General features: G+C 67.2%; 10 protein-coding genes. 6 read left to right on the top strand and 4 right to left on the bottom strand.

The genetic code is table 11. The annotated features are described in order from the left end of the window. The first annotated feature begins 163 nt into the window (after positions 1–163). Positions 164–2,383, top strand: a complete 2,220-nt coding sequence (locus ACZ4VK_RS26645) for a type II toxin-antitoxin system prevent-host-death family antitoxin (RefSeq protein WP_468356913.1) — start codon at positions 164–166, stop codon at positions 2,381–2,383. Positions 2,384–2,394: 11 nt separating this feature from the next. Beyond that, complete coding sequence (locus tag ACZ4VK_RS26640) at positions 2,395–3,015, top strand: hypothetical protein (RefSeq protein ID WP_468356910.1); 621 nt, start codon at positions 2,395–2,397, stop codon at positions 3,013–3,015. A 302-nt stretch (positions 3,016–3,317) separates the two neighbouring features. Here the strand turns inward: ACZ4VK_RS26640 and ACZ4VK_RS26635 are convergent, their stop codons facing one another. Continuing rightward, on the bottom strand, positions 3,318–4,007 hold the full coding sequence (locus ACZ4VK_RS26635; protein ID WP_468356907.1) for a hypothetical protein: 690 nt from the start codon (positions 4,005–4,007) through the stop codon (positions 3,318–3,320). 556 nt (positions 4,008–4,563) lie between these two features. Between ACZ4VK_RS26635 and ACZ4VK_RS26630 the strand changes: the two genes are divergently transcribed. Then, the gene (locus tag ACZ4VK_RS26630) at positions 4,564–5,913 is read left to right on the top strand and encodes a hypothetical protein (protein ID WP_468356904.1); all 1,350 of its coding nucleotides are present in this window, start codon (positions 4,564–4,566) and stop codon (positions 5,911–5,913) included. A gap of 84 nt (positions 5,914–5,997) precedes the next feature. On the opposite strand, the gene ACZ4VK_RS26625 is transcribed toward ACZ4VK_RS26630, so the two are convergent. After that, entirely contained in the window at positions 5,998–6,507 is a 510-nt protein-coding gene (locus ACZ4VK_RS26625) for a hypothetical protein (RefSeq protein WP_468356901.1), read from the bottom strand. Positions 6,508–7,289: 782 nt separating this feature from the next. On the opposite strand from ACZ4VK_RS26625, the gene ACZ4VK_RS26620 reads away from it, so the two are divergent. After that, positions 7,290–7,727, top strand: a complete 438-nt coding sequence (locus tag ACZ4VK_RS26620) for a hypothetical protein (RefSeq protein WP_468356899.1) — start codon at positions 7,290–7,292, stop codon at positions 7,725–7,727. A 1,481-nt stretch (positions 7,728–9,208) separates the two neighbouring features. Here ACZ4VK_RS26620 and ACZ4VK_RS26615 read toward each other — a convergent pair. After that, positions 9,209–9,775 carry a hypothetical protein gene (locus tag ACZ4VK_RS26615; RefSeq protein ID WP_468356897.1) on the bottom strand — a complete coding sequence of 189 codons (567 nt, stop codon included), beginning with the start codon at positions 9,773–9,775 and terminating at the stop codon, positions 9,209–9,211. Between the two features lie 621 nt (positions 9,776–10,396). On the opposite strand from ACZ4VK_RS26615, the gene ACZ4VK_RS26610 reads away from it, so the two are divergent. Together ACZ4VK_RS26610 and ACZ4VK_RS26605 are read left to right on the top strand one after the other, a co-directional pair. Beyond that, complete coding sequence (locus ACZ4VK_RS26610) at positions 10,397–10,807, top strand: hypothetical protein (RefSeq protein ID WP_468356895.1); 411 nt, start codon at positions 10,397–10,399, stop codon at positions 10,805–10,807. Continuing rightward, positions 10,804–12,096, top strand: a complete 1,293-nt coding sequence (locus tag ACZ4VK_RS26605) for a GNAT family N-acetyltransferase (RefSeq protein WP_468356893.1) — start codon at positions 10,804–10,806, stop codon at positions 12,094–12,096. The genes ACZ4VK_RS26610 and ACZ4VK_RS26605 overlap by 4 nt, the downstream gene beginning before the upstream one ends. A gap of 21 nt (positions 12,097–12,117) precedes the next feature. On the opposite strand, the gene ACZ4VK_RS26600 is transcribed toward ACZ4VK_RS26605, so the two are convergent. Continuing rightward, positions 12,118–13,584 (bottom strand): hypothetical protein, encoded by a 1,467-nt coding sequence (locus ACZ4VK_RS26600; protein WP_468356891.1) that lies wholly within the window; start codon positions 13,582–13,584, stop codon positions 12,118–12,120. Between the last annotated feature and the right edge of the window lie 341 nt (positions 13,585–13,925).

Raw genomic sequence — 13,925 nt, 5'->3', positions numbered from 1 at the left:
GCTCGTCGTGCTGGCCGGAGGATCCGCAGCGTCTGCGCTGACACTCGCTGTCAGCGCATGCGAAGCGCGCCGTCGCGTAGGGCGGGCTTGAATGTCGGACCGCATTCTGTAAGGATTCCTGTAAGGGAAAACGTAAGTATTTCATACAGTTCGGGAGGCGGGCATGGATCCGCAGCGCATGGGAGTGGACGCGGTACGGGCCTCGTTCAAAGACGTGGTTGACCGCGCGATCGCGGGCACCCCCACAGTGATCGGTGACGCCGCCGTGCTCTCTTCTCTCAAGGGACTCGGACCCGATCTCGAGCACGCTCTGCCCGCGCTGGCTCGGACGCCCATTACCCAGGCGCGAGCTGATTTCGGTGATCTCGTCCGTAAGGCCAGCGCCGGAACACCACAGGTGCTCACCCGACACGGCTCCCCCGTGGCGATCCTGATCGCACACGCGTCCGTCGCCCCGGTCTCCCCCTCGGAGTTGGTCTCGATCAGCGATGCGCTGGCTGCAGCGAGCCCTCTCCCGATTTCGTTCGGTCTGCCGTCCTTGGACTCCGCCACCGAAGGCCTCCTGGGCGCTCAGCTCATCGTTGTCGCTGCGGCTCCACACGTCGGCGGCACGCTGCTTCCCATGGCCGCAGCCCGAGCCACCGCCATGGCCTCGGGGCGTACTGTGCTGTACGCCGCGTCGGGGCTGACTCGCGCGGAGATCACCCCTCGCCTCATCGCGGGCGAGGCGGGCGTCCCCTACCAGCGCTTGCGGGCCGGACAGCTGTCCTCCTCGCAACAAGCTCTCGTTCAGGACGCGACCGAGAGGCTCGCCGCCGCACGGCTGTCGATCTTCGACCGCCCCGGCCTGTCCGCCGAGGACATTCGCCTCATGGCTGCCTCGCTCAAGGGCATCGGCCTGGTGGTCGTCGACCGGCTGCAGCACGCGGCAAAGGTCGGCGTGCCCCTGTCCGGGGCCAGTTTGGAGAGCCAGGCGCACGCCCTGTCGGGCCTCGCGGCTGCCCTGCAGGTGCCGGTGATCGCGACACTGGACACCGATGACAGTGCAGTCATCCGTGCCCTCGATCCCGGGCTGACACTGATTGTCAGCCGGAGCGGCGAAAACGCCCGTGTCGACGTAGTCGACCGCGACCTCGGACAGCTCGGCACGGTCACTCTGACCCCGGATCTGGGCAATGCACGCTTCCTCGACCCTGGCACCGAGAGCAGTGACGCATCCAGTGCACCGCCCGCTGCACTCCCTGCCCCTTCAACTGCTGAGCGGGATACCCCGCAGCCGACGTCAAGCCCCCGCGCCTCCCGCGGGCCCGCACCGGCCGTCCAGCCCTCGGTATCCGGCTACCCAGACGATTCGAAACTCGCCGCACTCCTTACCAAAGCACGGGAACTGTGCAAGCCGGAGGACGTCGACCTTCTCAAGGCGTTCACCCTGCGGACCGAGGAGCGATTCGCCGAGGCCGGCGGCGACCTGGAGGCGCTGCCCAAGGTGCTGGCGGACCACGCCATTGAAGACGTTGTCGATCTGTTCAACCGCTCCCGCGTCAGCGCGCGCTATGAGCACACGGCGATGCCCCCGACTCCGCCGTTCTTGAAGGCCAAGGGCCCGAAGGAGCCGGACGACACCTGGGAGGGCCGTCACAAGTGGGTCAACGCGCAGCTGCTTGAAGGGGTCCGGTCGGGTGCGATTTCCGGCCTGCCCGTCACAGTTCTGGACATGAACGCGGCCTATCTCAACGCATTCAACACTTGGCTTCCGACCGGCAAGCTGGAGCACGACCGCGACGGCGGGTTCCAGAAGCGCAGGGCTGGGATCTATCGGGTGGAGCAGCCGGAGTGGCACCACCCGGACCTCCCTAGCCCCATCGGCCATCGGGAAGAGCCGGGGCCGCTGCTCCTGAACACCGCCACCGTGAAGCTGCTCATCAACTGCCATGAGAAGAAGCTCTGCGAAGCGCCGCGGATCACCGAGTCGTGGACCTCTGGAGCAACGGAGTACCTCCTGGCCAAACTGCGCCGGTCCCTGGACGCCCTCCGTCTTGCAGCCTACGAACTGGAGCAGCCGCTCATCACCGCCTACCTCAAGGACATGTACGCCAAGTTCGCCTCGACCATGGGAAACTCACGCTACAACCGTGAACTGTTCCGCCCGGACTGGATGCACACCGTCCGATCCCAGGCGTTCGCTGCGCTCTGGCTGCGTGGATACAAGCTCCACGAAGGCGGCCTCACGCTGGTGCAGATGATGGGCACCGACGAGATCCACGTCGCCGGGAACCGCGACTGGCGCGACATCATCACCCATGGTCGCAAGCTCAACGAGATGAAGGACAAGCCCGAGGAGGGCTATGTCTTCGACGCCGACAAGGCTTTGTACCTCAACTAGGGAGCAGACCGATGGCAGACACTGGATGGCAGCGCTTCGGGCTCTACGGAGCCGACGGCATGCCGCAGAACGTGCACGGAGGCCTCGCTCTCGCCCGCTCCCTGGAAGAGCTGGTCCAGCGGTTCCTACGCGAGGGAGGTATCAAATCCCCCGTCACCTCAACGAGAGGACTCCACGGCCGTCTCAAGTACCTGGCAACACACGAAGGTGGGATGGCAGCGTTGCGTCAAGCAGGCGTGGCCGTGACGGACGGCACCATTCGCCGCTGGTTCAACCGCAGTCAGCGGCCGGGATCGGCCAACCGGGAGCTCGTGGACACGGCCTACTGGACGCTGCGTGCCCACAACATGCTGCGGAACCTGGGCTGGCTGAAGAGGCACTTGGACAACAAGGGGCGAGGGATCACCCTGGAGATCTACCCAGTTGATCAGGCCACGGTGCGGGGCAAGTACCGCCGCGACCTCAACGTCCGTACCAAGAGGGCCCGCCGAGAGTGGCCGGCCTTCATCGACGCGTTCCAGAACGGCAACAAGGCTGCGCTCGAAGCACGCTGGGAAGCCTTCATCCGGGACATCGACTCCGACTGGGCGGCGTATACCTTTGTGTCCCACGTCGGCCTCATCGGTGCCTGATTCAAATCCTCCGACGGCATTCTGCCGTCGCACCGAGCATCCGGAAATAGTTTGCTTGGCCCAGCCGCTGGGCCAAAATCGGGTAAGGCTGCGGCTGATTCTCGACTTCCACCCCACGCCAGCGTCGGGCTCGCTACCGTTAGAGACCTGGTGCGGCGCGCCCCCCGTCGCGCCGCACCAGCATCGTCACTGGCCCAAGGCTGCCGCGACGACCCGTTCTACGGCGAGCCCCTGCGATCCCATAGCGCGGACGGAGCGGGCGAGTGGTGCAGGGTTGCTCCCGCAGTACCAATCAATGGAATTCACGAAACCAGCTGCGCGCTCTCCTCAGCTGTGTCTTCTGAACCTTCCCTGGTCGGAGTGACAGGGCCGTAGTAGACGCTTCGCCCCTGAGTCGTGCGCTCCAGCTTGCCCCGCGCGACGAGCGCTTCGAGCGCTTCGCGGGTGGCCGCCGGACTTGAGGTGAACTCGGCGTGACGATGGGTGAGTTCCTTCGCGACCTCTGCGCTGGAGCGCGGCTGGCCGACCTCCTCGATGTAGCCCAGGATCAGCTGTCGCCGGCTCGTCCCCGCCTCGGCCGGCTCGGCTCGCTTCGCAGTGGCCTTCTTGGCCGCCGTCTTCTTCGCCGTGGACTTCTTGGCCGCCGTCTTCTTGGCCGCCGTCTTCTTGGCCGCCGTCTTCTTCGCTGACGTCTTCCTGGCCGTGGACTCCTGGGCGGGCGCTCGGAGAGCGCCTTGCTCGCCAACAGGGGCAGTGGACTCATCTCCAGGCTCACTGGCCATGACCGCCGTGACCTCACCGGAATGAGACGACGCCTCCTCCTCGTCCGAAGAGATCGCGGCCTTCACCTTCTTCAGCAGTTCGAGGTCGCGCTCCACCACCGCCAGGCGCGCCACCAGATCCGCGCGCTCCTTCTCGCGAGCCGCTAGGTCTTCGTCGACCTTGGACGTGTACTGGGTGAAGAGGGTGGCGCTCTCCGCGGGATCAGACACCTGTTGTCTCCGTTCGTCCGAGTGGTGTTGATCCGGGATGCTACTCACCGCAGTCACCCGCGCATCGCGGACTGCGACAATCCAACACGCACGAGGACCAGGAAGCCTTGCCCCCGACATGGCGATGGGAACTCCTCGTCGCAGGTTCTGGCGCACCACCCTGGCGCCCTCACAGCCCCCAGCAACGGTCTCGACCAGCCAAATTGGATCACGCACCTACATGACGACCCAGGCGCTCCGCCGCCCCCCGCTCGGCGACGTCCCCAGAGGAGTTCATGCCGACAGCCGGGCCCCTCTTGGCAGCCAGCCCGCCTGCGGCAGGCCGTTGAGCGCGGAGGCGGCAGCCGAACTCATCCCGACGTCTGAAATACGTCGCGACGGCGGTCAAATTGCAGCAGTGCGGCCGACGTTGGTGCTGGCGGGGCATGGGCACGACAGGGGCTGCTGTTAGTCTCCAGGGCGCTGGAGATCACAGGGACGTGCGGGTCGACAGGGGGAGCAGATGATAGGGCGTAGGCATGGCCTGACGGAGGCCGCGATCGGATCGGTGCTGGCCGTGAGCCTGCTGTCCGCGTGCAGTGATGCCGGGAAGTCGAGCGGGCATCCGGAGCCGCCGGAACGGTCCAAGCAGTCCGCTTTGGCCAAGCTGGCTCTTCCGTCGGGCTACGACGCCAGCCGCGGATGGGACGCAGAACTCGCCTGGCTTCCGCCGAAGGTGGGCTCGATTCCGGTCACTCCCGTCAAGTCTGGTGGCGTGGGACTTCTGCAGGCGGCCTCCGGTGGGTACTCGGTCCGCGTGCACGAGGTTGCCACCGGCGCCGTCCGCTGGTCCGGCAAGCCCTGGACTCCGCCTGCCGAGGTCTCTGGGGCGGAAGGGGACGGCAGTGAGCCTGCCGAGATCCCGGATGTGATCGCCGTGACGGCTGGAGGCCGCGAGTACCTCGTGGCGTGGGCGCACGGTATGCAGGGCAAGGACCAGCTGCATAACGGCCGTGAGGTCGTCGCCTTGGTGGCGTACCCGGCAGACAGCAGGGGCCAGGAGGTTGCGCCGGCGCGCGAGATTTTCGTTCCCGTCAGCGCCGATCCTGGGCAGGTGCATGTGAGCGGAGCGGATGGGTCTCTCCTCGTCTCCTGGGGAGGCGACGGCCTCTACGGGACCTCGGCTGCCACAGTGAACCTCTCCACTGGGACGGTTACGGCCTTCGGGAAGGCCGACGCGCTGCTCCCGCAGTGCGCTGACACCACCGGCTGCTCCGGCAGCATGGTCATGTCGGCGACCTCGCAGGGTCCGGTGGTCTCGATGGGCAGCGGGGGGTTCGGGGTCCCTGGCGGATGGCTGAGCAGCAGTGTGAAGCCGGATGGAGTCTCCGCCAAGTCGGGCTTCCTGGGAGCTTTGAATGGCCGGGCATACGGTGTTTCCGGTACCAACCTCCTTGCCTCATGGCGCACCGGCGAGTACGGGGACGGGACCCCGGTATGGGCGGTGCATGACACGGAGAGCGGACGGATCGAGGCGCAGATGGCATGCGCGGCGAAGGAGTCATCGGGTTCTGCTGGGAACTCCTACGCAGTGGTGTCGTCTCCCAACGGGCGCTATCTGGCGGCCGGTCCGGTCGCCTTCGACTTGGAGTCGAAGGAGGGCGTGTGCCTACAGGGCGACGGCAACCGAAAGACGATCAATGTGGCTACGATCAGTGACGCCGGCGTGGCCTACGGCGCCGTCGAGGCAGCGGATGCTTCGGGTTCGTCTGGACCTGTTGTCGCCGAGGTCGTACTGAAGACCGGTGCCTCCTCTGTGCTCAAGGCGGGCACCGAGGTTCCGATCTCCCACGCAGGAGACAGCGGGTTGCTCGTCCGTCGTGATGAGGCGGGCCAGGTGCAGGTCTGCCTTCGCCGCATGCGGTAGTTCGCTTCAGGTCTCGTCGACCACGTGGAGTCATCGGAGTCGGTCGAGGGGCCGTGAGCCCGTGATGCCCGAGGACCGGTGTGTTCACGTTGGCTTAACGGCTCCCTCCGCCCCTTCGCGGAGTGCTCTGCGAAGGTGGGAACCGTAGAGATGGCCGCGCCGGTCGAGAAGATCCGCGCAGACCAGCAGCAGCGGCCAGTGCCTGTCGAGGAGCTCCTGAGCCCAGGTGGCCGCCCGCTCGATCTCGGCCGCACTGGCGGCTGTCGCTTGGACGGCAGCCCTACTGTGGCGTGCCGCGACCTCGGTGACAAGTTGCCGTCTCGGGGTCCACAATCCCTGTTCGCGGAGCCACCGTTCCTGTGCCATCGCCCCAGCCTGGAGGATTGCGAGGTAGGCGCGCGAGGTTTGCCAGCGCACCTCAGTGAAGGCGTCGAAGCGGCTGCCGTCGGGGGCCGTCCCCGGCTCGAGGGCACACTCGACGACGCTCGCCTGGCCCGTGGCCACTGCCGTGAGGGCGTGGCCGACCTCTCGAATGGCGGTGTAGCGGCGGAAGAGTGCGTCGGGGAGGTCGACGACTAGGGCAAGGGTGGTCATCGCGGGCCTCGCTTAGCAGAGGGAAGCAGCAGCCGGGTCCATGAGCGGCGTGTGGAACGCCGCGCCCGGTCGGCGCGGCGCGCGTGGCGGGCTGAGGCTGCCACACCGATGGCTAGCCGTTCACGCTGGGCACGGCGCAGGCGTTCGGCGTGGTCTGCCCGGACGAGCTCCTCCGGGAGGACGTACATGGACAAGGTTTCCTCGGATTCCTGGTGCTGCCGATGTCGGGGGTCCTGTGCGCAATGCCAGTGTGTGGACAACGAGTTGTGAATGTGGCTGGCAGCTCTTGTGGCGGGACGTCTGGGCTGGAATGGCCCGTGGGGCGGGCAGATCTGCTGTTGCCGCTCCCGGCGTGCGGGCCCTGCTGGGGCTCCCGGGTTCGTGTACTGGCGCAGTCGGGGGTGTCCGGGGGAAGGAGGCCGCCCGGCCGGCGGGCTTCTCCTGCCTTTCCGTTGCCCGTGAGGCCGGATCGGTGTGGGTATCGGCCCGTGGTGCGGGAGGCGGCCATCGGCGGATTCTCGTGATCAGCACTCTGAGAGGACGCGATGCCCGATGCGAGGGCCGGGCGCGAGGCTGAGCAGGAGACGTGATGCATCACCAAGTCGCTCTGGAGCGCGTCCTGTGTGTCCAGACCGCCAAACACCCCCGCAGTCCCCGCAGTGCCTGTCCGCGGTCGGAGGGCCGAGAAGGATCGGTTGCCGAAGCCGGGCGTCACATGGTCGGCGGATACCGTGGTTGGACAGCGGCGCACAGGCCGTTGACGCAGAAAGGAAGTACTCGCCGTGGCAAACCATGACGCCGACATCGACATCGACTTCGACGGGGCCGCGGTTACCCGCGGCGAGATCCTTCAGAGCTTGCAGGGCCACCTCGATGAGGACGTCCTCCAGGCCCTGCAGGAGCCGGGAACACCCGACTGGCTACTCGCCCGGCCGTTCCAGATCGTGGAACGCCTGGAAGAACTCCAGGGCCCGGCAGATGGCGTCGGCGACCTGCCCGCTCGCTGGAGCACGCCCGTCCGCGACCATGACAGTGCCCAAGAGGACCTGGTCGACCTCTACCGGCAGGTCCTGATGCACGGTTCGACCGACGACCAGCGAACCGTGCTGGCGGTCGAACGGCTCGTGGTCCTGTGGGGGGCAGTTCGCCCCGGCGTGCCGGCAGCGATCGCGCACGTCTGGGAAGCGCGTTTCCCTGAACTCGACCCCATGCGGCGGTGAGGCAATGTGATCTGGGACCTCGAGCGCGCAGCACGCGATGCGGACATCGCCCTGGCGGCGCTTGACCAGACCGGTATCCCGTTTCAGGTCGGCGGAGACGTGGCTCTGGCCCGGCACCTGGCTCTCCAACGCCAGGCCAGGGAAATCTCTCTGACTACCCCAGTGACGCACAGCACGGACCGGTCCCGGGACGTGGTTCAAGGTGCGCTCGAACACCTGGGGTACAGAGTCCGTGTTGAGCAGAACCTAGGTCAGCAGGGCCCCTTCCGAGCCATGACCTACCTACCCCCCGAAGGCGCCCCGGATACTGCCGACGCTCTCGCCATTCGCCTCACAATCGCGGTGAAGCCGCAGTACAACGCCCCCGTAGAACTGGACGGGCTACGAGTCAGCTCGATGACGACCTTGTCCGTCCAGACTCTGCAGGCGGTCCAGTCCCGGCTGGATCCCCGCGACTTCATCGACTTGGCCGCGCAGGAGCAGCACTGGGGACAGCAGGCCTTCACCAAGCTGACCAATCAGGTCTTGGAGCGAGCTGTGCGCGATCAGTCGCCGCTCATGAACCCTGTGGAGCCCTACCTACGACTGCACCGGTCTCTCCTGTACATCCGGCATGTGCCCAACTTCCAGTTCGCAAGGTTGGACCTGGGCGAAAGGCAGGTGCAGCAGATCCGAACGGCGATCAGCGCCATGGCCGAGCGTGTGCTCGTCAGTCTCCCGCGTCCGCGAACTGAACCGGGTGGCGCGGATGCCGCTCTCGACCGGCTTAGGGCACTCTCGCCCGGGCAGCGGTCAGCATTGCCGTCCCGGATGGCCAATCCGGAGGCACGGGCAGCACTCGCGGGCCGGCGCCCTTCGGCGATTCCTCCTCCGCCGCCGCTCCCTCCCTCTACTGCGCAGCCGGTACGACCTGCCGCGGCAGACAGCCAGCGAGCGCATCAACAAGGCGGGCCTCCGACGCCCCCGCGCCAGAGCCGATGACCACGGCGACATGTCCCGGGCAACCGCTCCTGACCAGCCAGTCCGCGCTGGTCGCAAAATACAGGGAGCCGATCCGTGGCGGCTCGAACGTATGATCTCCGTGCCCGATCCATCCTTCTGCTGACTGCAGGAGTCGGGGACGGCCGGCCGGGTTGACCGGACTTGGCCGCAGGACACGAAAGTGTGAGGGGAATGCACATGACCACCACGGCTCAGGGACTGCCGCAGCGAGCCACCGCGAGGTCGGCCGGAAAGCCTGTCATCCCGCACCCTCGCTATAAAGGACTTTTCCTGGAACCGGCCTACACCGTCGAGGTCAGTTTCCCCGACGATGCCGATGCATGGCCCTTCCCCGAGTCCGACACCCGGACGCTTCGGAGGGGCACCGGAGTACGCCGTACGTCGTGACGACGTGCGCCCAGCGCCCTCTCGTCTCTGTCGAGCATGAGCGGGAACCGGGGTTCGGTCACGGCTTCATCGCCGCTCCGACGCCATCACGGTCAGCAGCCGTAGGCGTCCAAGATCTGCCGAGACGCCGGGTCAGCGGGTTCCAGATGCGCTAGGCCCCCGTGGAGGGCGTTATCCAACCGCAACGGCGGCACTCCGTCTTGAAGTGGCGTGATGGTCATCCGGCTGTGGTCCCGGCCCGAGAAGGTCGTCTGGGACTCTTCCAGCCGGTATGGGCTGCGGTGTAGACATCTTCCGGAGTCGCCGAGCTCGCGGGCGAAGCGTTCCTCGACTCGTGGGAAGACGTAGGCGGCGATGTCTGGAGCAGTCCACCCCATGGCGAGCACGGAGAGAGCCAGCGCTGGGATCTGCCAGATGTACAGTCCCCACTTCGCGAAAGCCCAGCGCGCGGTCAACAGGACTCCACCGCCAAACAGCGTGCAACTCAGCAGGATCCCCGCACAAGCCACGGCTCGTTGTTCGCGAAAGAGCCCGGACGCCAGCGCCAGATGCGTGGTGACGAAGAACAACCCGACGGCCAGCGTGCCAGCCGCAAGGACGGCAGGTGTGGTGTAGTCCGCGGAGCCGCTGTCGCTACGCGGGGGTGGCAGCCTCCTCATTGTGCGCTTCCTTGTCTCTTCCCGACGGCCGGGCGCCGTGCGCCTGCGCGGTCACCGTACCCGGCGACTCGAATGTCCTGATAGCCAGCCTCGAAGCGTTCCTGCGTGCTGGAAGTACACCCAGCCCCTGCGCCATGTGGCACCAGGCAACTCCATCACCCTGAAGTGACAGCCGGATGCGCGCTGCGCTGCCCCTGCTTGCCGGTCTTTGGCGAGCACGGGGTCGAGGCACCGTCCCGTCTCGCTCCTCCTACTGAGATAGAACCCGCAGCTACAGCCAGGGAGCCGTTGCGAGTACGGGAGCTGATCCGCTTGGCGCCCGGACAGGACCGGGGGCGTCGTGAGGCTGCTGAGGCCACCGATCGCTAGGTCCGCCGCGACCTCCGCAAGTCGCACATACCCATCCCTCTGCCCGCCCCATGGGCGATGCCCGCGAAGTCCGCCCGCCTGGCGACCTCTGCGCGTCACGGGGGCCCGCCGCACGAGCTCCGTCCATCGGCGGGGTCCCCTCCCGTATCAGCCTGGGCACGGCTGGAACGCCCTGCTCCCCCGGGAGGTCGGTCCGTTGGGACACTGTTGCTTCTCAGTCCGCGTCCAGCCCACACGATGAAGGACCCTTTCATGAGTGCCTCCTCCGCTTCCGGCCAGTCGTCCACGCGGATCGAGCTGTCCGGTACTCCCGACCAGATCAGCCGTATTGTCGCCCTGATCGGCAACAGTATCGGGGAGATCATCTTCGACAGCCGATCCCAGCCCGATCCGCGTGGCATGGTCACGGCCTTGGTCCAAGTCCGCTCCGCTGACCTGGAATCCTCGGTTCCCACCCGCACTGCCGCGGTCACTGTGCAGGCGGTCCTCGACGTCGACACCGGCGTCTGGCCTGGTTTGCCTTCCGGAAGCGTGGAGCAGCTCGAGATCACGACCACCACGTCGTTGCGGAACCTGCCGGGCGTGCAGGCAGCGCGCAGCCGGGTGATCGCCGTCCTGCCTCTTCCCGCGGTGACGGCCAAGGACGAGAGCGGGGGCCCGTGACGGGGTCGGCTCAGGCTCGATTGTCAGAAGCAGGGCTGTCCCTGTGGAGGACCAGTTACAAGTACGACCTCGGTAACTCCTGGTCGGGGCAGCGTCTGATCGCCATGGTGGGAGGGGCCATGGCGGGGCACCTGGACTTCTTCGTCCACCCTGACGGCCAGGCCTTGTCCGTCTTCCTGCTCGAGGTGTCACCGGCCCACCGCGGTCAAGGCCTGGCCTCCGTCCTCATGGATGCTCTCTACGCCGCCTACCCCACCGCCTGGATCGACCACGGCACCCGCCGGGAGCCCGACGGCATCGTGTGGTGGGACCGCTACAGCGAGCCGGCTCCCGAGCGCAACATTCACAATCGCCCGCCTCGGGAGTGGGCCAGGTACTTCGATGCCCGGCACGTCATGGCCGACAAGGCCGACAACGCGGCACGCAACCGCACCACCGGTGTACACGGGCACCGGGATGCCGAGTACCGCTACGGCGAACGCACCGAAACCGAAGCCCAGCAGTATGCGCAGCACTTCCGAGAGGCCACCGCCAACTATGCTGACCCCATCGTCCAGCCGTTGTACGGCAGCCTGCTGCTCTATCTGCCGCCCGGGCTGCACCGCTTCATTCATGACGGCACCCGTGCCATCGAGGCCCGGGCCGACGCCCTGCTGCAGCACATCGGGCACGGAAACCTTCCGCGCGCGGGGACGGTCGAGGACTTCACCGGCTTCTGGAACACGACCCTCGACGCTGCTCTGGCCGACGCCGCCCACGCCGAGGCCTTCCAGCTCGACAGGCCTCCTCAACCTGCCACCCATGTCGCCTTCCACGCCCTGCCCCTCGACGGCGACAAGGAGCCGACCTACATCGCAACTGGCAGCCACGTGCATTACACGGCTGAGGCCGACATCCCTGTGGAGCTGAGTGGTCTGTCCTGGCGCGCACCCACTCGCTCCTGGATCCGACACGACGCCGAGTTCCACACACCCGTGCCCGCGTCGCTTCCGCCTCTAGGACCTCTCGACGCCACCCCCGAGTACCAGGCACGCTACGACGAACTCGGAGAACTGCGCCGCGACGCACCCATGCCAGTTCCCCAGGGTGATCCAGTGCTTGCAGCTCAGGGAGAGAGGATCCGTGCCTTGGCCGACAGGCTCATCCAGGATGTCGCCGAGCGCACCGCCCGGCCATCGCCTCCGACAGAAGCAACCCAGGCCCGCTCAACCCCCCAGTCGGCACAGCACCAGCAGTCCTTGGAGCACCTGCGGACCAGTGGCCGCGGGTCGGGCTCTCACGTGCGGTGACTCGTCTGCTACCGCTCAGCTCTACTGGTGCCATCCGCCGCTCCACCACCGGCGCCGCTTAGCGGATGGCGGTTGCGGCGGGTTCACTGGCGTCGCCGACTGTGCGGTCGCGGTCGCGGCCGCGTCGCCCAGTACAGCCGTGCGGATTGCTGTCCAGTCGGCGGCACGCCACCAGTTGAACAGCTCCGCCGTGCTGATGACCGTCACCGGCAGTGAGTCGAGCGAGGCGACGAACTCGGGCCGCGCGTACACCGCCGCCGTCCTCTCCGACGGGTGCAGCTTGTGCTGATGGTTGACGATCAGTACGCCGTCGGAGACCGGCTCGTCGGGACGCAGCTGCGGCCAGGTCTCCAGATGCCGCTGGAGATGCCCGACGAGATGCTCCTGCGCGGGACCGGAAGCGCCCTTGACCTCGACCAGGCGCGATGCCACGCCGTCGGCGCTGACGAGCAGGTCTGCTGACTTCGTCCCGCCGAGCTCCTCGTCCAGGTCAACAGTGTGCATTCCCGCCGCGGTCAGCACCCGCGCGACCGCATCGACCAGGTCGGTTCCGCTGCCATACAGCAGCCCGTACCGCACAGGCTCCGTCAGCTCCTTGGCCTGCCGCAGTTCATCCTCCAGGCGCTGTTTCTCGGCCGCGTACTGCGCCTCCAGATCCTCGAGCGCGTCGCGGGCGCTCTGCTCACGGAGGGTCTGCAGATCGGGGTCGATGAAGAACGGCGACCGGGCACGGCGCAGCGCTGCGGGCACGTACTCCGGCAGTGCCCGGCGAACCAGCCACCCCAGGACGCTTTCCCAGCGGGTGGCGTCCGGGATCAGGTACCACCGCTGGTCGCCCTCCGGCGACGTCCAGGCCGCGACCACCGGTTCCCCGAGCGAGTCGACGAGGATGGGATGCAGCTCGCCCGCGGCGGGGCGGTCCACCTCACCGGCACGGTAGCCGTTGTACGACTGAGAGCCGTACAACTTCAGGCTCCACCACGGCGCACCCTCGGGACGGGTCAGCAGTCGGATCGCCAGATCACGGTCGGTGCCCTCCAGACCCGGTGCGATCTCGGGCCGCATCCCCTTGGGCAGTCGCCGACCGCCGGCTCTCGTGGACTGATCACCGAGGTGCACGGAGGCGTCCACCGACGACAGCGGGTTACGGGGACGGTCGCCGTCCGCGTAGCCGACGATGGCGAAAACCAGAGCGACCTCGCCGCGCTGCCGTGCACCGCCGAGGAAGCGCTGGAACTCCTCATCGCCCTGGCCGGAGAAGAAGCCCGGTTCCACGGCCGCCGGACAGTCGCTGCTCTCCATGCCCCACCACCGCGGCACAAGGCCGTGCTGCTCCCAGGGTATGTCGCCGGGGACACGCAGCGGCACCGGCGGGCCCATCTGGCTCAGAGACCGCTCTCTGCGGAGCAGCAACCCCTGCTCTTCTTCGGATCCGGGCTCCGGCTGGCCGATGTGCACCGGCACCAGGCCGGAGGCAGAGCTACTCATCGCCGCAGGCTAGCACCCCTGTTGGCACCCGGTCGGCGTACGGCCGACCTACCAGGTAGCACGCCTGAGATCAGCTGATGAGTAGCCGAACAGGCACCAATAAGAGTTCACCCTTGCCCTCAATCGGCTACGCGGACGCGCGGCGGATCACGAACACACTCTCCACACGTTCGGGGTTCGGGGTCGACGACACGGGCGGCGGGGCTAGCTGTCTATAGCTGACTTCCTACGCCAGGACGGGGCTGTGAGTAGCCGATCAGCGCTGTTCCTTGCTGCATGGGAATGGCTGTGCTCGTCGTGCCCGGCGTCCCTCGTGAACTCCGGGCTGTGCAGGCTCTGCT

The sequence above is a fragment of the Streptomyces sp. NPDC028711 genome (assembly GCF_055565415.1).
This window is presented reverse-complemented; position numbering and strand designations above follow the sequence as displayed.

What these genes read in the sequence shown, in the direction of transcription:
- ACZ4VK_RS26645 (WP_468356913.1), top strand. Translation starts at nt 164, where the DNA reads ATGGATCCGCAGCGCATGGGAGTGGACGCGGTACGGGCCTCGTTCAAA.
- ACZ4VK_RS26640 (WP_468356910.1), top strand. Translation starts at nt 2,395, where the DNA reads ATGGCAGACACTGGATGGCAGCGCTTCGGGCTCTACGGAGCCGACGGC.
- ACZ4VK_RS26625 (WP_468356901.1), bottom strand. Translation starts at nt 6,507, where the DNA reads ATGACCACCCTTGCCCTAGTCGTCGACCTCCCCGACGCACTCTTCCGC.
- ACZ4VK_RS26615 (WP_468356897.1), bottom strand. Translation starts at nt 9,775, where the DNA reads ATGAGGAGGCTGCCACCCCCGCGTAGCGACAGCGGCTCCGCGGACTAC.
- ACZ4VK_RS26610 (WP_468356895.1), top strand. Translation starts at nt 10,397, where the DNA reads ATGAGTGCCTCCTCCGCTTCCGGCCAGTCGTCCACGCGGATCGAGCTG.
- ACZ4VK_RS26600 (WP_468356891.1), bottom strand. Translation starts at nt 13,584, where the DNA reads ATGAGTAGCTCTGCCTCCGGCCTGGTGCCGGTGCACATCGGCCAGCCG.